Raw genomic sequence first — 19,465 nt, forward strand, 5'->3', positions numbered from 1 at the left:
GGCCGTACTTTTGTCTCCGTCTAACGCAATCGCTCCCCTATGACTAAGGATCAACTACGTATCGTCTATATGGCGACGGCAGACTTCGCCCTGCCCTCGCTCCAGCTGCTCGTCGAGAGCGGCTACCACATCGTGGCCGTCGTCACGATGCCCGACAAGCCCGCGGGCCGCGGGCAGAAGCTACAGCAGAGCAAGATCAAGACCTACGCCCAGAGTGTAGGCCTCGAGGTGCTGCAGCCCGTACGGCTCAAGGATGAGGCCTTCGTCGGCCGCCTCCGAGAGCTCGCCCCTGACCTCGGGATCGTCGTCGCCTTCCGCATGCTGCCCGAGGTCGTCTGGGCGCTCCCCCGCTTCGGCACGATCAACCTCCACGGCTCCCTCCTACCCCGCTATCGCGGTGCAGCCCCCATACACTGGGCAGTGATCAATGGTGATACGGAGACGGGCGTCACCACCTTCCGCCTCAAGCACGAGCTCGACACGGGCGACATCCTCCTGCAGGCACGCACCCCCATCACCCCCGAGGATACCACGGGCACGGTCTACGAACGCCTCATGCACCTCGGTGCCGAGACGCTCCGTCAGACAGTAGACCTCTTCCTCCAGGACGAGGAGCCCAAGGGGCAGGCGCAGGAGGAGCACGACGAGGCCCCTAGCGCAGCGCCCAAGCTAGACAAGGAGAATACCGAGCTCCTCTGGACGCGTACGGCCCGCGAGCTACACAATCAGGTACGCGGGCTCACCCCCCACCCAGGTGCCTGGTGCACGCTCAGCATCGAGGGACACGAGCCCATCACCTTCAAGATCCATGAGACGGAGGTACTCCCCGAGAGCGAGCTTCCCGCCACGCCCCTAGCGCCAGGCAGCATCGTCATCGGCCCCAAGCAGCGACTCGAGGTCGCCACCGCCTCTGGGCACCTCGTCATCAAGACGCTCCAGCCCCCTGCCAAGAAGGCTATGGCTGCCTCCGCCTACCTCAATGGTCTGAGGAACAAGTAGCCTGCTTCCCTCTCTTGCCACCACTTAGGCTAAGGAGGTAAAGCGCCCACAGCCCGCGCCCGCACGGCTTCCGCTAGGGCACAAAGCAAATCGCCCCCACACTCCAGTATGCGGAGTGTGGGGGCGATGCCTTTAGAGGGGAGCGATACGCTTAGTCGAGGGGATGTACCATGTCCTCGGGACGTACCCACTTGTCGAAGTCCTCAGCGGAGACATAGCCGAGACGCAGCGCCTCTTCCTTGAGCGTCGTGCCGTTGTGGTGCGCTGCATTGGCGATCTCAGCGGCCTTGTAGTAGCCGATGTGCGTATTCAGCGCCGTCACGAGCATCAGGGACTTATTGAGCAGCTCCTGGATGCGGGGGTGATTAGGCTCGATACCCGAGACGCAGTGGATGTCGAAGGAGACGGCTGCATCCCCGAGCAGCTGGGCGCTCTGGAGGAAGTTAGCCGCCATCACGGGCTTGAAGACGTTGAGCTCGAAGTGGCCCTGCATACCTGCCACCGAGATCGTCGTGTCGTTCCCTACGACCTGAGCGCAGACCATCGTCATAGCCTCAGCCTGCGTGGGGTTAACCTTACCGGGCATGATGGAGGAGCCAGGCTCGTTGGCAGGGATGATGATCTCACCGATACCGCTACGAGGGCCAGAGGCGAGGAGGCGGATATCGTTGGCGATCTTGTTCAGCGAGACAGCCACCTGCTTCAGGGCGCCGTGGGTCTCTACGATCGCGTCGTGGGCAGCCAGCGCCTCAAACTTGTTCTGAGCCGTCACGAAGGGCAGCCCCGTGAAGTCGGCGATGTGGCGTGCTACCACGACATCGTAGCCCTTAGGCGTATTGAGCCCCGTACCTACAGCCGTACCGCCGAGAGCGAGCTCTGCCAGGTGAGGCAGCGTATTCTCGATAGCCTTGATGCCGTGCTCGAGCTGTGCAGCGTAGCCGCTGAACTCCTGCCCCAGCGTCAGAGGCGTAGCGTCCATGAGGTGCGTACGACCGATCTTCACCACGTCGGTCATCTCCTTAGCTTTAGCATCGAGAGCCTTGTGCAGCTGGCGTAGACCTGGGAGCGTGACCTCGACGACCTTCTTGTAGCAGGCAATGTGCATACCCGTGGGGAAGGTGTCGTTGGAGGACTGGCTCTTGTTGACGTCGTCGTTGGGGAGGAGCGTCTTCTCACCCTCGCCGATCTTCTTCCCAGCGAGCTGGTGCGCGCGGTTAGCGATGACTTCGTTGACGTTCATATTGCTCTGCGTCCCCGAGCCCGTCTGCCAGATGACCAGAGGGAACTGATCGTCGAGCTTACCAGCGAGGATCTCGTCACAGACAGCGGCGATAAGGTCGCGCTTCTCGAGGGGGAGTACCCCGAGCTCATGGTTGGCATAGGCTGCGCCCTTCTTGAGGTAAGCGAAGCCACGCACTACGTCCAGAGGCATGGAGGCCGCGGGACCGATCTTGAAGTTGTTGCGCGAGCGCTCGGTCTGTGCGCCCCAGAGCTTGTCGGCAGGCACCTGGACTTCGCCTAGAGTGTCCTTCTCAATTCTGTATTCCATTGTTGATCGTGTTGATAGGTGTATATCTAGTTCTTGGTACAAATGTAAGGGAGAATTCCTAAAGAACCACATAGGCCGCGCTAAGGCTCTTAGAGCGAGCTGCTAGCGCTGGCGCTGCAGGACGAAGGTGAGGTGTCGCAGCAGCGTGCGCCCTAGGCCGTAGTGGCGGCGCATCACGTCGAAGCGCTCCAGGAGCGAGGCGCGGTGGTTGGCCGTCGTCGTCCCCTCATTGAGGTAGAGGGCTATGACCTCGGGGTAGAAGTAGTAGCTGCGCGCCTCCTTCATAGCGCGTATGCACCAGTCTACATCGGCCGAGAAGCGGTAGCGCAGGTCGTACTCAGGGGCTAGCGTCCGCTTGACGATGAAGGCCTGATGGCAAACCAGCATCCCTCGCTCGAAGCTCCGCCAACCGAGCTCCCGCGGTGGACGGAGGCGGCGCAGCCCCAGATCTCTGTCCTCGCTGTCGATGAGACGTGTGTCGCCGTAGATGATGTCGGGGAGGGAGCTCGTGCAGCTCGCCGCTACGAGCTCGGCCACTGTATCGGCACTCGGCAGAGCGTCGCCAGCATTGAGGTACCACAGGTAGTCCCCCGTGGCTCGAGCTCGGCCTTTATTCATCGCGTCATAGATCCCCTTGTCAGGCTCGCTATATACCTTAGCCTGGGGAGCCAGCTCTGCCACGAGCTGTAGGGTCGCATCCTTGGAGGCACCGTCGATGATGAGGTACTCTATATGAGGATAGGTCTGCGTCGCGACGCTGCGAAGCGTGCGCTCAATGCAAGAGGCGGCATTGTAGCAGATGGTGATGATGGTGATACGTGGAGTCATATATACTAAGGTATAGCCTGGAGCTAAGGCATAGGCTGGAGTGAGGCAGCATAGAGCTGGCTTAGCTCGGTCGCGATGCGGGCAGCACCGAAGCGCTGGACAGAGCTGCGGCAGGTCTCTGGGTCGAAGGCGCCCTGCCCTCGACACTCCAGCAGCTCGATGAGGCGCGCGGCGTATTGCTCGGGGTCAAAGGCATCGACGAGGTAGCCCGTACACCCGTCCTCGATGATGTCCTCGGGGCCACCGCAGCGGAAGCTAAGGACAGGCGTACCCACCGCGAGCGCCTCGGAGAGCGTCTGCCCGAAGGTCTCGTAGACACTCGTCGAGAGTACGGCATCGCTGTGTGCGTAGATCGCTGCGAGCTCACGACGATCGCTGACCCGCCCTAGACTGATGTGGCTGAGGGCAAGGTCATCGAAGTAGCCCTGCCGCTTGGTCTCCCCGACGAGGAGAAGGGTCGTGCGTGCCGCGAGCTCGGGGGACTGGGCACGGAAAGCACGTGTGACCTTCTTCAGCAGCTCGGGGCCCTTCACCACATCGTCCAGCCGCGCGGCTACGAGGGTAAAGTAGTAGCGTCCCGCCTCGTACCAGCTGGGCTCGGGCATTGCCTCGGCCGTCTGCGGGGAGAAGAGCTCTAGGTCTATAGGATTGGGGAGGACAAAGGCAGGGCGCGCCGAGCGCATCAGGGGGCTCTCGCCGAAGAGTGCTGCCTCCGCTCGGCTCACTGCTATATAGTGGAAGGCAGGCGAACTAAGGAAGGCCTTGCGCTGCCAGATCTCGCGAGAGAGGTCATGCGCCGAGCGGCTGAAGAGCAGCGGGCAGTAGCCGCAGCCCTCGCGGTAACGCGGACAGAGCTGCGCCCCAAAGGCCGAGAGTTCCAGAGGTAAATGGCAGATGCCCGTTGCCATCCACAGATCGTGCAGCGTGGCGAAGACGGGCTTACCGAGGAGGCTAAGGCGCTGGAGTCCGCGCAGGGAGAGGAAGCCTTGATTGATCCAGTGCAGGTGCAGCACATCCGCCCACTGCACCCAGGGATGGCAGCTCACGTCGAAGCCCCAGCGCGCCGTCGAGACGCGGAAGAGGCGTCCACGGTCGCGGCCATTGCGTAGATAGATCTCTGCCCGCTCCAGGACGAAAGCAGCCTTAGCCCAGAGGCGCGCCCCTGCCCCCTCGAGGACAGAGCGAATAGGTCCCGTCCCCGCACCACCGCCATGCAGCACCAGGAGGCGCGCCTCCAGCCCTATGGAGCAGAGCCCCTCGAGGAGCCTGCGGCAGGCCTCGGCAGCTCCTCCCCCCTGCTCCGAGGTGCAGAGGAGCAGCACCTTGAGCGGACGCTTAGGATTTGGGATGGGCATGCTAAGGGAGATGAAGGAGGGTCAAGGCCTAGCGACGGAACTTGGCGGGGAGTCTCCCCTCCAGCATGCTCATCAGCTCAGGGGTGATGCGCATCACCAGGAGACACAGCAGGAGCAGCAGCCCGATGAGCGAGGAGCGAACGAAGAGGTCGACCCAGACCGAGCTCATGCGCGGTAGGAGGCTATCCGCCCCCCAGGCAAGGAAGGCTATGGGCAGCGTGTAGAGCATACGGAGACTGAAGGGATGCACCCCGATCTTGAGGCTCACGAGGCCCTGCTGCAGGCCGTAGCTGACAAGATTGGTCAGCAGCATCGCCAGCGCCGCACCCATCGTACCGAAGTGTGGGATGAGGTAGATGGTCGAGACGAAGGACATCACCAGCACGCTGATGGTATAGTAGACATTCCAGTAGTAGTAGCGTGAGGTACTCACCACCGTATGGCTGCAGGTCAAGGTCAGCTCCACGAGCTTCGCCAGCCCGAGGAAGAAGAAGATCCACTTGCCACCCGCGAACTGCTCCCCGTTGGGCATGATGGCGAAGATGCTGTCTATGTTCACCCAGATCATGATGAAGATCAAGAGGCCAGAGAGTAGCTGGTAGAAGCCCACGAGGCGGTACACGTCCTCGACGCGCTGCTTATCGCCCTCCTTGGCTGCCTCGGCGATCTTGGGTGCGGCGACGCTGAGGATAGCCCGCATCGGGATCTCGATAATGGAGACCATATAGAAGGCCATCGTATAGACCCCTGCCGAGGAGAGCCCCCCCTTGTCGATGAAGGCGACCATGAAGAGATCCATGCGCCCCGAGAGCGTGATCCCGATCGAGGTCAGCGTATAGAGCGCCGTGTAGCGGTAGAAGCCGCGGCGCATCTCGGGGGAGACATAGGCGGGATTGTGCCTTAGGCTCAGCGGCGTGATGCGCCCGAGGTAGGCTCCACTAGCGAGCATGCAGACGCCGAAGCTGCCGATGAAGCCCCACATCATCGTCGTGAAGTCGATGTAGCCAAAGGCGTAGGCGAGGTAGCAGGCCAGCTGGAGGACGCGCAGCAGCACCTCCTTGATCCCCTTAGGGACAGCCACACGCAGCAGCTGGTAGGTGTAGAGCTCCAGCAGCGTCCAGCCCATCGTGAAGAGCGTGAGGGGGATGACGGCGTAGTAGAAGTCGATGAGCAGCGGGCTATTCGTACTGTAGAGCCCCACCAGCGGCTGACGCAGCAGCACGTAGAGGAGGCTCATCACGGCGGCACCCACCAGGCCTACCACGGTGACGTAGTAGAAGAAGCCGTGGTTGGGCCCATCCTCAGCGCGGTAGGGATTGGTAGGGCTGTCCTTGAAGAAGGGGAAGTAACGACTCAGCGAATAGGTCATCCCGAGGAGCCCCAGCCCCGAGAGCTGGGTCGCCAGCTCGGGCAGGAGGCGCGTCAGCCCGATCTCCTCGGGCGTAAGGTACTTGGCCAGGATGAAGAAGGTCGTCACGAAGCCTATCCCTACGCCGATGTAGGTGACGAGGGTACCGAGTATGCTTTCCTTGGCAGCTAAGCTGGGCATGGACTATACTATATATGTAGGGGACGCGCAGCCTGGCGTCCTAGGTATTCGAGGTAGAGATCAGCCAGGGTCAGCGCAGCCATGGCCGCGACGACAGGCACCGCACGCAGCGCTACGCAGGGATCATGGCGCCCCTCTAGGGTGAAGCTCGTAGGCTGCCCCGAGCGGGTCACCGTCTGCTGCGGCTGGCCGATGGAGGAGGTGGGCTTGAAGGCGACGCGCAGCGTGAGGTCCTCGCCCGTGGTGATCCCCCCAAGGAGGCCCCCCGAGTGATTGGTACGCGTGGCGATCCCCTCGGGGCTGGGGACAAACTCGTCCCGCACGGCAGAGCCACGAGCTGCAGCCAGTGCGAAGCCGCTGCCGAGCTCGAAGCCCTTGGCTGCATTGATGCTCATCATCGCGGAGGCTAGGCGCGCACTACACTTGTCGTAGAGCGGCTCCCCCAGCCCCACGGGTAGGCCCGTGATGCGGCAGCTGACGATGCCTCCGACGCTATCCCGAGCCGCACGCGCAGCCTCGATCTCGGCAAGCATCGCCTCGGCGTAGCGGGGATCAGGGCAGGGGAAGGGGCCCGAGAGTTGCTGGGAGAGCTGCACGCGCTCCGCCTCACTGAGGCTACGAAGCAGCTCAGCCTCGGGGAGCTGCACCCCTCCCACCGCACTAAGATAGGCATAGACCCCCACCCCACGGCTAGCCAGCCACTGCTCACAGAGGGCTCCCGCGACGACACGTACCACCGTCTCACGCGCTGAGGCTCGTCCGCCCCCACGCGGATCGCGAAGCCCGTACTTCGACTCGTAGGTGTAGTCGGCATGCCCTGGGCGATAGAGCTCGGCCAGCGCCTCGTAGTCACGGCTACGCACATCGGCATTGGCGATGACGAAGGCAAGGGGCGTACCCGTCGTACGTCCCTCGTAGAGACCAGAGAGGAAGCGCAGCTCATCGGACTCGGCACGCGGAGTCGTCCCGCGCTGACCACCTCGCCGCTGGGCAAGCCGGCGCTGCAGCAGCTCCTCATCAATGCGAAGCCCCGAGGGGAAGCCATCGAGGACACCCCCTACAGCCTCTCCGTGTGACTCGCCGAAGGTCGTCAGTCGGATCAGTCTCCCTATACTATTCACGCACTCCTGTGTACATAGCGACGGATGCCCTAGGGGAGGTCTTCCTCCCAAGGCATCCGTCCTATCATTTCAATGTATGCTTAGTGGCAACCGCAGCCACCACCGCAGCCGTCGTGCTCCTTGTGCCCATGGTCTTCGTCATCATGACCGCAGCCACAGCCACAGCCGCAGCCACCCTCATGACCACCGAAGAAAGCCTCGATCTCCTCAGGCGTAGCCTCATGGACATCGTAGATCTCCCCGATGAAGTGGAGCTCCTCACCCGCTAGGGGGTGGTTGAAGTCCATGACGACGATGTCCTCACGGATCTCCAGGACGCTACCACGGATCATCTCGCCATCAGGCGTATAGAGCGGCAGCGTAGCGCCCTCCTGTACATTGGCGTCCAGCTCGCCCTCAGGCGTGAGGAACATCTCCTTGGCAAGCTCATGCACTGCCTCATCCACGCGGGGGCCGTAGGCCTCCTCGCTGGTGAGGGTGAAGTCGAACTTATCCCCGGCCTTGAGCCCGAAGATATTCTTCTCAAACTCGGGCAGCATCATGCCCATACCCTGGATATAGGTCAAGGGGCGTTCGGGGCTCGTCTCCTCCATGAGGACGCGTTCCTCGGAGTTGCCTACATAGAGCTCGTAGCCGAGGGACACGAACTTGTTGGGCGCAACAGTCATACTCATATTCTGTCTTGTCTAGTTAAAGGGGCCCTACACTTGGGTAGGGCTAGTCTGTAGGTACAAAGATAGTCATTTTAGCCCTTAGCCACAGCCTCCTGCCTCGTCTAGAGCGCAGGGATGCCAGCCCGCAACGCTCGGGATGAGGGCGAGCCCAAGGACTAGCGCCAGCTCCCCCCAGGGCGTCGTATGACGTACCCCAGAGGATGCTGGCGCTCAGCCTTGCCATCCACATCTAGATGAGTCGAGGAGTAAAGCGGGGCTAGAGGCCGAGCTCCTGCCGCAGCTCCTCATCGGTGATGCCGAGCTGAGCGACGATGCGCTTGAGCCGCGGGATCGTCTCCTCGTGGAAGAGACGACGACGCTGCTGGCGCACCAGCTCCAGCGCTCCTGGAGAGACGAAGAAGCCGATCCCGCGCTGCGTATGGATCAGCCCCTGAGCCCCGAGGCGCTCGTAGGCGTGCACCACGGTATTGGGGGCGACCTGCATCAGCACGGCCATCTCGCGCACGGAGGGGATACGCTGGCCCTCGGTGTACTCGCCATCGAGGATACGCTCAGCGACCAGCTCGATGATGTAGCTGAAGCCTATGTTCTTAGTCATGTTCATAGTTACGTTTACTTGATCTGCAGTGTGTGCAGGCGGTAGTAGAGCCCCGACAGCAGCCCGAGGTCTAGGAGGGAGAAGACGATGCGCTGCACGAGCATGGCGTTCTCCCAGCCTCGGATAAATTCCTCCGGCGTCTCATAGTGTATATGAGCAGTCTGTAGCATAAAGATAGTCACGCCCCAGAAGATCAGGACAAGGATCAGCCCCAGCACGGCGAAGCCTACGAAGACATTGCGGAAGGACATCATACACAGTGCTGCTAGGAAGACGAGGAAGAGCATCCCAGGGAGCGTATTATATAGCCCTTGGCAGATCTGCGCCAGGCTGAGCCCCCTAAAGTCAAAGGGGATAAAGGAGCCATCTACAGGCATCAGCAGCTGCAGCAGCTCCGTCAGCAGCAGTACCGCCAGGCAGGTGATGAGCGTGTAGCAGAGGATCACTAGAGCCATCGAGCAGAGTTTCTCGAAGGTGCTGGAGGGGATCTGCGTGTAGGCGGTAGGCTGCACCTGGTGCACCACACGATTGACCCAGACCATGCTGAAGAGGCTCAGCCCCCCTGTATAGAAGAGCAGCAGGCGACCATCTGCATAGCTGATGACAAAATCCTGAAAGGCCTCCACTAGGTCGAAGTCAGACGTCGCGATAATGAGCAGCAGCGGGATGGCGATAAAGACGATCGCCATGATCAGCTGGAAGAGGAGGAAGGTCGACAGCGTGTCGTAGATGCTCTGGCGGGTCTGTAGATAGATGCGCCCACAGACCGAGCCGTGTAGAGAAGAGGTATTCATAGTCGTAGCTACTTACTTGGTGAGATCCTGTGACTGGAGGGCGGAGAGCACGGCAGGACGTGCCGCGAGCAGCGCGTTGAAGAAGAGCTCCATGCTGAAGTCCTCAGCCTCCTCGTCTTCACCACGGGCGAAGACACCCAATAGGCCCAGTGGAGACTGCTCGGTATAGAGCGGCTGGGTAGTCTCGCCTGGCTGAACGGGGGCGAAGCGCAGGCGCGAGGCGACCTCACTGACCGTAGCCTGGCAGATGATCGCTCCCTGCTCCAGCACCAGCACGCTATCGATGATCTGCTCGAGGTCACGCACCTGGTGTGTGCTGATGATGATCGTCTGCTCGTCGCTGGTGTACTGGGCGAGCACGCGGCGGAATTCGCTCTTGGACGGGATGTCCAGTCCATTGGTCGGCTCGTCCATCAGCAGCAGGGGCACGCGCAGGGCTAGGGCAAAGGCGATCAGCGCCTTCTTCTTCTGCCCCTGCGAGATCTTCTTGAGGTTCATCTCAGGGCTGAGGGAGAAGATCTGCAGCAGTTCGCTCCCCATCGCTGCGTCATAATTGGGGTAGAAGGCACCGTTGACCTCGAAGAACTTGGCGATGCTGATCGAGGGCACGGCGACCTCCTCGGGCAGGAGGTAGACCTGCTGCAGGAAGGGGACCTGGCGGCGCTTGGGGTCATGCCCGAGCACCTCCAGCTGGCCCGACTGCCGCAGCAGCTGACCGGTGAGGAGCTTGAGCAGCGTAGTCTTGCCCTCTCCATTGCGTCCCAGCAGCCCCGTGATCGAGCCCTGTCCGAGCTCGAGTCCCAGCCCTCGGAAGACCTTGCGGCTACGCTTGTAGCCGAACTCTAATCCTTGTACGTGTATCATATCTTAGGCTTGCATTAAGTGTGTTACTTACTAACCACACTGCAAAGGTAATCATTATATCAATACAATGACACACCGAAAGCAAAGAGGCTGTATCCTAGCACACTAATCCCAGAGTACCCCACCTAGAATAAGAACAGCGCCTCGAGCTGCGTGCGACCAGCGCTCCCAGCCTAGGGGGAGTAGTACTCCCGCCCTAGGCGTCTCGGCATCCCCTAAGCAGAAAGCCTCGCATCCCCTCAATAGAATGCGCGCCGCCTCAGTCCTAGCGGCGCAGCAGCAGAGGCATTAAGCGGGATCAATGTACGAGGCCCCCGACTGCAGCGCTGCAGTCGGGGGCCTCGTGTCTTTTCCTTGGGGGAAGCTAAGCCAAGCGGCCTACATGTTCATCCCACCGCAGACGTGGATGGTCTGCCCCGTGACGTAGGAGGAGAGGTCGCTGGCGAGGAAGGTCGCCACGTTGGCCACATCCTCGGGCGTACCGCCACGACGGAGGGGGATCTGAGCCTCCCACTGCTTGCGTACCTCATCGCTGAGGGCGTGCGTCATGTCGGTGATGATGAAGCCTGGAGCGATCGCGTTAGCACGCACCCCGCGCGAGCCGAGCTCCTTGGCGATGCTCTTCGCTAGACCGATCATACCAGCCTTGGAGGCGGAGTAGTTCGTCTGCCCAGCGTTGCCTGAGACCCCGACGACGGAGGCCATGTTGATGATGCTGCCGGCCTTCTGCTTGAGCATGACGGGCGTGACAGCGTGGATGAGGTTGAAGGCAGACTTGAGGTTGACGTTGATCACCAGGTCCCACTGCTCCTCGGTCATACGCATCATCAGGCCGTCGCGCGTGATCCCTGCGTTGTTGACCAGCACGTCGACACGGCCGAAGTCAGCGAGCACCTCCTCGATCAGCTTGTGGGCGTCGTCGAAGTTAGCAGCGTTGGAGGCATAGGCCTTAGCCTTGACGCCGAGCCCCTTGAGCTCCTCGATGAAGGCCTCTACGGTCTCGTCGATCTTGAGGTCAGTGATGACGACATTGGCGCCCTCCTGGGCATACTTCAGTGCTATGGCACGACCGATACCACGACCGGCCCCGGTGACAATGGCCACCTTGTCTTTGAGTAGATTCATAGGAGTATGATGTATTACTGATTGCTATCTAGTGGTGTGGAGGCAGTGGGCTGGAGCTCGTGACGCGGGTCAAGCCCGTGGAGCAGGAGGTGACGCACTACAGCGCGTATCTCCTCTATCGTACCGTAGATGCGGTAGGCCCCGCTGATGAAGGGCACTTCCATACCCTTGACCATATTCTGTAGGAGGTAGGCCATCAGGCGCGCATTGGGGATCTGCAGGACCCCAGCCCTATTCCCCGCCTCGAGGATGTCCTCGAACTGCTGCACCTCCTTGCGGTCGAAGTCGCTACGCACCTGCTCCACGAGCGAGATGTCGCGGAAGAACTCAGCGCGGAGCGACCCGTTGCGCAGCACCAGGTCCTTCATCTTGTAGAGGTGGGTCAGCATCATCGTCATGATCTTCTCCTCGGGGCTCAGGGTCAGGCGGCGCACCAGCTCGAGGTCATGCCACAGGCGATCGAGCTCGCGCTCGATGACGGCGTGGAAGATCTCATCCTTATTGCGGAAGTAGGTGTAGAGCGTGCGGCGACCCTTATTCGAGGCGTCGGCAATATCGTTCATCGTCGTATTGGTGAAGCCAACACGAGCGAAGAGCTGTCTTGCGACTTCGATCATAAGGTCCTTGGTCTTGAGGACGGTCGACATGCCTGAACTGAGTGTAGCCTCCTTGAGTGAGGTCGATAAATGATACTGTGCTGTGATACGAATGGGCGCTCCGATATAGCCTAGCGTCCAATTGCAAAGGTAGGTAAAATTGCGCACATACCCCCGAAACGTGCAATCCTCCACCCCTCGTCCCGTCTCCCGAGCCCCCACTCCCGGCACTGAGTCCCCAGCCCGTCCAGCCCTCACCCTTGCCTAGGAGCGAGCTTCTTGATACGGCCGGCCATACCCCTTATATAAGGTAGACGAAGCTGTCCCACGCCCCTACCGCGGCTGATGCGGCACATACTCCAAAGGCAATAAAGGGATAGAGCCTTCTACGCTTCACGAAGGGGTAGACCGTACTGAATGAGTTGGGCTTGTATTAGCCTTGCTCTGACAAGAAGGACAAGCCCCATCGGGGCGACCCCTTCAAAGCCCAGGGTGCGTAGCCCTGCAAGGGCGACCAAACCCTGGGTAGTCTAGGTAAATAGGTAGAGAGCCCTATAGGGGCGACCCTCAAAACGTTCGTAGCGCTGAGTAGCACCGCTTTGCCTACGATCTTAACTTGCCTTGAGGGTCGCCCCGGTAGGGCTCTCTAAGTATGGGGACGCGTGACCCAGGGTTCCGTCACCCTTACAGCGTTCCCTCACCCTGGGCTTTGAAGGGGTCGCCCCGCTGGGGCTTGCGCAGCCGCTTATCCTTGCCTGAGCGCTGGGCTCACGCTAGGGGAGCTGTATCAGAAGTCCTGCCTTAGAGCTACCCGCAGTCTCTGCGCACGGAGCTGCTTCCGGAAGGGATAGACCGTACTGAATGAGTTGGGCTTGTATTAGCCTTGCTCTGACAAGAGGGACTAGCCCCATCGGGGCGACCCCTTCAAAGCCCAGGGTGCGCAGCCCTGCAAGGGCGACCAAACCCTGGGTAGTCTAGGTAAATAGATAGAGAGCCCTACAGGGGCGACCCTCAAAACGTTCGTAGCGCTGAGTAGCACCGCTTTGCCTACGATCTTAACTTGCCTTGAGGGTCGCCCCGGTAGGGCTCTCTAAGTATGGGGAGGCGTGACCCAGGGTTCCGTCACGCTTACAGCGTTCCCTCACCCTGGGCTTTGAAGGGGTCGCCCCACTGGGGCTTGCGCAGCCACTTATCCTTGCCTGGGCGCTGGGCTCACGCTAGGGGAGCTGTATCAGAAGTCCAGCCTCAGAGCTACCCGCAGTCTCTGCGCACAGAGCTGCTTCCGAATGGGGCGGGCGTATGAGGGATATCAGTAGTGAGGCTGAGGGATATCCCTCACGACGCTGACGGACGTCCCTCAGCGTGCTGACTGATATCGGAGAGGAAGCCCCCGAGCAAGGCGGAGCGAGCCCCTTGCCTGCAGCGAGCGAAGCAGCTCAGGAGGCAGACGGGCGCTTCCTCTAGATCATCGGGAGGCACCAGCCCAGCGCCCGATAGGGAGGCAAGCCGCACGGCTGCGGCCTTTTGCGTACCTTTGTGCTCAAATTACATTTACCCATACTCCACCCAATAGACACGATATGGCGATCATCCGTAGCATCCTCGATACCGACCTATATAAGTTCACCACGAGCTACGCCTATTCCAAGCTCTACCCCAGAGCCTACGGGCAGTTCCGCTTCATCGACCGCGCGAAGACTCGCTACCCTGAGGGCTTCGCCGAGCTACTGCGCCAGGAGCTGCAGCAGATGGCCGAGCTACAGCTGACGCGCGACGAGGCTCAGTTCCTCACCCGCGAGCTTCCTTACCTTCCCCCTACCTATATAGACTTCGTCCGCGGCTTCCGCTTCGACCCCGATGAGGTACACGTCAGTCAGGACGAGGAGGGGCAGCTGAGCATCGTCGCCGAGGGTCTGCTCTACCGCGTGACCCTCTGGGAGACGCCTATCCTAGCCCTAGTGAGCGAGCTCTACTACAAGGTACTGGGTGTGGAGCCCGACCTAGCCTATGCCGAGCAGAGCATCATCGCCAAGGCGCAGCGCCTCAAGGAGGAGGGTATCACCTTCTCGATGTTCGGCATGCGCCGCCGCTTCAGCTCCGACATCGAGGACCGTGTGACGCGTCTCCTCAAGGAATACTCGGGAACGAACTTCTACGGTACGAGCAACGTGTACTTCGCCTACAAGCACGGGCTGCGCGTCTCGGGGACACACCCCCACGAGTGGGTACAGTTCCACGGCGCGATGTTCGGCTACAAGATGGCCAACTACATGGCCATGGAGGACTGGATCAATGTCTACGACGGCGACCTGGGTACGGTACTGACCGACACCTATACGACGGATGTCTTCATGCGCAACTTCAGTAAGAAGCACGCCATGCTCTTCACCAGTCTGCGCCACGACAGCGGCGACCCGCTGCTCTTCGCCGACAAGGTCATCGCCCGCTATCGCGAGCTGCGCGTCGACCCGCAGATCAAGTACATCATCTTCTCCGACAGCCTCGACGCCGAGCGTGCCATCGAGATCGCCAAGCACTGCAAGGGGCGCATCGGCACCAGCTTCGGCATCGGGACGAACTTCTCCAATGACGTCGGCGCGGGCATACAGCCGATGAACATCGTCATGAAGCTGTGGAAGTGCAAGATGACGGAGAAGGACAAGTGGCACCCCTGTGTCAAGCTCAGCGACGTCGATGGCAAGCACACGGGAGAGCCCGAGGAGATCGACCTGGCGCAGCGTACCCTAGGACTGATCTAGCCCTATCCTCGTGCTGCAGCGACAGCCTCAGCCTCGGCGGGTATGCCTCTACTTCGGCTCCTTCAACCCGCTACACCAGACCCACCTCCAGCTCGCCCGCTACGCGCTGGAGCGCCTAGGCTGTGACGAGCTCTGGCTGGTGCTCAGCCCGCTCAACCCCCTCAAGGAGGCGGGCACGCAGCTACCCTTCGACTGGCGCGCGGCCTACATAGAGCGTGCTCTAGCGCATGAGGAGCGCATACGCCTCTGCCTCATCGAGGCCGAGCTAGGAGCGCCGCACTACACGCTGCGTACCCTAGAGGCGCTACGCCAGCGCCACCCCGAGCTGGACTTCTCCCTGCTCATCGGCGGAGACAACCTAGAGGGGATCACCCGCTGGTACCACTGGGAGGAGCTCCTGCGCTCCACCCAGCTCTACGTCTACCCCCGAGGCGAGGAGCGCCTCCTGATGCCCGAGCTCCCCGAGGGCGCCCGCATGCCCATCCTCTGCCAGGATGCTCCGCGCTCCAGCCTCTCCGCCAGCCAGCTCCGCGCGGCTGCCCTCCGCGGTGAGGACAGACGCCATGAGAGCGCCGTCCCCGAGCTGTGGGACGACTTTGTCCACCAAGTACAAGCATTACAGCATTAAGAAATAAATGCCTGCCAAGATTCACTTCATCCCCGAGTGGGCCGAGCTAGACCTCGTGCTCCTCACTTGGCCCAACGACGACATGGACTGGGCCTACATGCTCCCCGAGGTAGAGCGCTGCTATACCGACCTAGCGCGCACGCTCCTCGACTGGGTCGATGTGCTCATCCTAGCCCGTGACCCCGAGCGTGTACGTGAGCTCGTCGCCCCCGAGGGACGCCCTCATCAGCTCTTCCTCATGGAGGCAGAGAACAACGATACCTGGTGTCGCGACTACGCGCCCCTCTCCCTATACGTAGAGGACGAGGAGGGCAAGCGCCATCCACGCATCCTGGACTTCACCTTCAACGGCTGGGGAATGAAGTTCGCCGCCAATAAGGACAACCTCATCAGCCGCGCCCTCTACCTGGCGCGCGTCTTCCGTCCTGAGGTCGGCTACAGCAATGCGCTGAGCGTGACCTTCGAGGGCGGAGGCATCGAGACCGACGGCGAGGGCACTCTGATGACCACCGAGAGCGTCCTCTACGAGCCCAACCGCAACTCGGGCCTCGACGAGGCCGTCCTGCGCGACTATCTCATGAGCCTGCTGGGCGGAGAGCGCCTCATCGCGCTGGAGAACGGCGAGCTAGAGGGCGACGACACCGACGGACATATCGACACGCTAGCCCGCTTCCTCTCCCCCACCCAGATCGCCTATGTAGGCTGCAGCGACGGCCACGACAGCCACTACCATGCGCTGCGTCGTATGCGTGAGGAGCTGGAGGCACTGCGTACCCCAGCGGGGCAGCCCTACGAGCTCGTAGAGCTTCCCCTCCCCCCTGCTATCTATGACGAAGAGGGGCAGCGCCTACCCGCGACCTATGCCAACTTCCTCTTCGCTGGCAAGGCGCTCCTCGTGCCTACCTACGGCGAGGCCACCGACGAGCCCGCACTGGAGGCACTGCGCCGCGCCCTCCCCGAGCATACGATCGTAGGGGTGAACTGCCGCGCCCTCATCTACCAGCACGGTAGCCTACACTGCGCTACGATGCAGTTCCCCAAGGGCTTTATCAACAAGAATAAATGGAGCGAAAACTAAGCATGGCACAGGAAGCACGCACGCTGAAGGTCGGCATCATCCAGCAGGCCAATAGTGCGGATCACGCAGAGAATAAGGAGCGCCTACAGGCCTCCATCCGTCAGGCAGCAGCCCAGGGCGCCGAGCTCGTCGTCCTGCAGGAGCTGCACAATGGCCTCTACTTCTGCCAGACGGAGGACGTCCACGTCTTCGACCAGGCAGAGCCCATCCCTGGGCCCAGCACCGAGGAGTACGGCGCACTAGCACGTGAGCTGGGCATCGTGCTCGTCCTCTCGCTCTTCGAGCGCCGTGCCGCAGGCCTCTACCACAATACCTCTGTCGTACTGGAGCGTGACGGCTCCATCGCAGGGAAGTACCGCAAGATGCACATCCCCGACGATCCCGCCTACTACGAGAAGTTCTACTTCACCCCTGGCGACCTCGGCTTCGAGCCCATAGAGACCTCCGTCGGCACCCTCGGGGTGCTGGTCTGCTGGGATCAGTGGTATCCCGAGGCAGCGCGTCTGATGGCTCTGGCAGGTGCCGAGCTGCTCATCTACCCCACCGCGATCGGCTGGGAGAGCAGCGATGTAGCCAGCGAGCAGCAGCGTCAGAGCGACGCCTGGCAGCTCGTACAGCGCGGACACGCCGTGGCTAATGGCCTACCCGTCATCACCGTCAATCGCGTGGGGCACGAGGAGGATCCCTCGGGGCAGACAGGGGGCATACAGTTCTGGGGACGCAGCTTCGTCACGGGTCCTCAGGGCGAGCTCGTCACGGAGCTCGGGCAAGAGGAGGCCATCGCCGTCGTCGAGGTCGACCTCAGCCGCAGCGAGCGCGTACGTCGCTGGTGGCCCTTCCTGCGTGACCGCCGTATCGACGCCTTCGAAGACCTCACCAAGCGCTACCGCCGCTAAGCCACGATGAAGGAGACCAAGGACATGGAGCTACTAGCGGCGGGGACGACCGTCGGCTATAGCGACAGCGACATCAAGACCCTAGAGTGGGACGAGCATATCCGCCGCCGTCCAGGGATGTACATAGGCAAGCTGGGCGACGGCTCGCATGCCGATGATGGGATCTACGTGCTCCTCAAGGAGGTCCTCGACAACTCCATCGACGAATACGTCATGGGCGCGGGCAAGCGTATCGAGATCAGCATCCAGGACGGGCTGGTGACGGTGCGCGACTACGGCCGTGGCATCCCCCTAGGCAAGCTCATCGACGCCACGAGCAAGATGAACACTGGAGGTAAGATCGACTCCAAGGCCTTCAAGAAGTCCGTCGGCCTCAACGGCGTAGGGATCAAGGCCGTCAACGCCCTCTCCATCCACTGCGAGATCACCGTCTGGCGCGACGGCCTGACCAAGACCGTACGCTACTCCCACGCGCGTCTCCTAGAGGAGACTGAGGCCGTGCCGAGCGATGAGCCCTCAGGGACGCAGGTCACCTTCCGCCCCGACGCCGAGCTCTTCAAGGGCTATGCCTACAAGGACGAGTACGTCGAGGCCATGGTGAAGAACTATGCCTTCCTCAACGCCGGCCTTACCCTCCTATATAATAAGCGACGCTACCTATCCAAGCGCGGCCTAGCTGACCTCCTCGAAGAGAACCTCACCGAGGAGGCCCTCTACCCCATCATCCACCTCAAGGACGACGACGTGGAGATCGTGCTGACGCACACGGCGCAGGTGGGCGAGGACTTCTACAGCTTCGTCAACGGGCAGAACACCACGCAGGGCGGTACGCACCTCTCGGCCTTCAAGGAGGCGGTAGCACGCGTCATCAAGGACTTCTTCGGGAAGAACTACGACTACCGAGACATCCGCTACGGCATGAGTGCCGCCATCAGCATCAAGATCGAGGAGCCCGTCTTCGAGAGCCAGACCAAGACTAAGCTCGGCTCCAAGGAGATGGAGCCCGACGGGCGGAGCATACAGAAGTTCCTCAACGACTTCCTCGGCAAGGAGCTGGACAACTACCTGCACATGCACCCCGAGGACACGGCGGCCGTCATGCAGCAGAAGATCCAGGAGAGCGAGCGCGAGCGCAAGAGCCTCAGCGGCGTGGCCAAGATCGCCCGCGAGCGAGCCAAGAAGGCCAGCCTGCACAACAAGAAGCTCCGCGACTGCACCGTCCACCTCAACGACCCCAAGGCCAAGGAACCCGAGCGTACCAGCATCTTCATCACCGAGGGGGACTCTGCTAGCGGCTCCATCACCACCTGCCGCGACCCGAACTATCAGGCCGTCTTCAGCCTCCGAGGGAAGCCGCTCAACAGCTACGGTCTAGGCAAGAAGGTCGTCTATGAGAACGAGGAGTTCAACCTCCTGCAGGCGGCGCTCAACATCGAGGACGGCCTCGATGGCCTGCGCTACAATCGCGTGATCATCGCCACTGATGCTGACGACGACGGGATGCACATACGCCTGCTGCTCATCACCTTCTTCCTCCAGTTCTTCCCCGAGCTGGTGCGCCGCGGTCATGTCTTCATCCTCGAGACGCCGCTCTTCCGCGTCTTCCTCCCTAAGGAGCAGCGCAAGTCTGACAACTTCATGCACGCCGCCAGCGCCCCTGCCAAGAAGAAGGGACGCAGCCGCAAGAAGACGGGTGAGGAGCAGCCCAGCCAGGAGCCCGAGGTAACCAATATCTACTGCTACAACGAGGCTCAGAAGCAGGAGGCCCTGCGCCAGCTCGGCCCGCGCGCCCTCGTCACCCGATTCAAGGGGCTCGGGGAGATCTCGCCCGAGCAGTTCAAGGACTGGATCACGGAGGAGAATATCAAGCTCGACCCCATACGCCTACGCAAGGAGGACAATCTGAGCAACCTCTTGATGTTCTACATGGGTAAGAATACCCCCGAGCGTCAGGGCTTCATCATCGACAACCTCGTCATGGACGAGTGAGCGGCAGCGGGGCATCGCCCCTTTTGCCGTATCTTTGTCGCTCAATAGAAGGATATCCGCGTC

At 61.5% G+C, this 19,465-nt stretch carries 17 protein-coding genes; 6 read left to right on the forward strand and 11 right to left on the reverse strand.

Annotation, left to right across the window (positions count from 1 at the left end; genetic code table 11):
- Positions 1-39: 39 nt before the first annotated feature.
- Positions 40-999: a methionyl-tRNA formyltransferase gene (gene fmt / locus J4862_RS04460; protein WP_211787938.1), complete on the forward strand. Its 960-nt coding sequence runs from the start codon at positions 40-42 to the stop codon at positions 997-999.
- Positions 1,000-1,150: 151 nt separating this feature from the next.
- On the opposite strand, the gene fumC is transcribed toward fmt, so the two are convergent.
- The 11 genes from fumC to J4862_RS04515 form a co-directional block, all read right to left on the reverse strand.
- The gene (fumC, locus tag J4862_RS04465; RefSeq protein ID WP_211787939.1) at positions 1,151-2,548 is read right to left on the reverse strand and encodes a class II fumarate hydratase; all 1,398 of its coding nucleotides are present in this window, start codon (positions 2,546-2,548) and stop codon (positions 1,151-1,153) included.
- A 102-nt stretch (positions 2,549-2,650) separates the two neighbouring features.
- Positions 2,651-3,376, reverse strand: a complete 726-nt coding sequence (locus tag J4862_RS04470) for a glycosyltransferase family 2 protein (RefSeq protein WP_211787940.1) — start codon at positions 3,374-3,376, stop codon at positions 2,651-2,653.
- A 23-nt stretch (positions 3,377-3,399) separates the two neighbouring features.
- Complete coding sequence (locus J4862_RS04475; RefSeq protein ID WP_211787941.1) at positions 3,400-4,731, reverse strand: glycosyltransferase; 1,332 nt, start codon at positions 4,729-4,731, stop codon at positions 3,400-3,402.
- 28 nt (positions 4,732-4,759) lie between these two features.
- Entirely contained in the window at positions 4,760-6,280 is a 1,521-nt protein-coding gene (locus tag J4862_RS04480) for a lipopolysaccharide biosynthesis protein (protein WP_211787942.1), read from the reverse strand.
- 8 nt (positions 6,281-6,288) lie between these two features.
- The gene (gene aroC / locus J4862_RS04485; RefSeq protein WP_211787943.1) at positions 6,289-7,401 is read right to left on the reverse strand and encodes a chorismate synthase; all 1,113 of its coding nucleotides are present in this window, start codon (positions 7,399-7,401) and stop codon (positions 6,289-6,291) included.
- 80 nt (positions 7,402-7,481) lie between these two features.
- Positions 7,482-8,069 carry a peptidylprolyl isomerase gene (locus tag J4862_RS04490; RefSeq protein ID WP_211789551.1) on the reverse strand — a complete coding sequence of 196 codons (588 nt, stop codon included), beginning with the start codon at positions 8,067-8,069 and terminating at the stop codon, positions 7,482-7,484.
- A gap of 262 nt (positions 8,070-8,331) precedes the next feature.
- Positions 8,332-8,679, reverse strand: coding sequence for a GntR family transcriptional regulator (locus J4862_RS04495; protein WP_249107389.1), 348 nt, complete (start codon positions 8,677-8,679; stop codon positions 8,332-8,334).
- An 8-nt stretch (positions 8,680-8,687) separates the two neighbouring features.
- Positions 8,688-9,467 (reverse strand): hypothetical protein, encoded by a 780-nt coding sequence (locus J4862_RS04500; RefSeq protein WP_211787944.1) that lies wholly within the window; start codon positions 9,465-9,467, stop codon positions 8,688-8,690.
- Positions 9,468-9,479: 12 nt separating this feature from the next.
- A complete protein-coding gene (locus J4862_RS04505) occupies positions 9,480-10,331 on the reverse strand; it encodes an ATP-binding cassette domain-containing protein (protein ID WP_211787945.1) in 852 nt (283 codons plus the stop codon).
- Positions 10,332-10,709: 378 nt separating this feature from the next.
- On the reverse strand, positions 10,710-11,456 hold the full coding sequence (gene fabG, locus J4862_RS04510; RefSeq protein ID WP_211787946.1) for a 3-oxoacyl-[acyl-carrier-protein] reductase: 747 nt from the start codon (positions 11,454-11,456) through the stop codon (positions 10,710-10,712).
- A gap of 14 nt (positions 11,457-11,470) precedes the next feature.
- The gene (locus tag J4862_RS04515) at positions 11,471-12,073 is read right to left on the reverse strand and encodes a TetR/AcrR family transcriptional regulator (RefSeq protein ID WP_211787947.1); all 603 of its coding nucleotides are present in this window, start codon (positions 12,071-12,073) and stop codon (positions 11,471-11,473) included.
- 1,559 nt (positions 12,074-13,632) lie between these two features.
- On the opposite strand from J4862_RS04515, the gene pncB reads away from it, so the two are divergent.
- From pncB to J4862_RS04540, 5 genes are read left to right on the forward strand one after another with little or no spacing between them, the layout of a single operon-like run.
- Positions 13,633-14,811 (forward strand): nicotinate phosphoribosyltransferase, encoded by a 1,179-nt coding sequence (pncB, locus tag J4862_RS04520; RefSeq protein ID WP_211787948.1) that lies wholly within the window; start codon positions 13,633-13,635, stop codon positions 14,809-14,811.
- Positions 14,812-14,821: 10 nt separating this feature from the next.
- A complete protein-coding gene (gene nadD / locus J4862_RS04525) occupies positions 14,822-15,439 on the forward strand; it encodes a nicotinate (nicotinamide) nucleotide adenylyltransferase (RefSeq protein ID WP_249107390.1) in 618 nt (205 codons plus the stop codon).
- A gap of 7 nt (positions 15,440-15,446) precedes the next feature.
- Positions 15,447-16,517 (forward strand): agmatine deiminase family protein, encoded by a 1,071-nt coding sequence (locus tag J4862_RS04530; RefSeq protein ID WP_211787949.1) that lies wholly within the window; start codon positions 15,447-15,449, stop codon positions 16,515-16,517.
- Between the two features lie 23 nt (positions 16,518-16,540).
- Positions 16,541-17,413, forward strand: coding sequence for a carbon-nitrogen hydrolase (locus J4862_RS04535; RefSeq protein ID WP_211789554.1), 873 nt, complete (start codon positions 16,541-16,543; stop codon positions 17,411-17,413).
- Positions 17,414-17,419: 6 nt separating this feature from the next.
- Complete coding sequence (locus J4862_RS04540) at positions 17,420-19,402, forward strand: DNA topoisomerase IV subunit B (RefSeq protein ID WP_249107391.1); 1,983 nt, start codon at positions 17,420-17,422, stop codon at positions 19,400-19,402.
- Positions 19,403-19,465: the final 63 nt, after the last annotated feature.

Source organism: Porphyromonas sp. oral taxon 275 (assembly GCF_018127745.1).
GTDB lineage: Bacteria > Bacteroidota > Bacteroidia > Bacteroidales > Porphyromonadaceae > Porphyromonas.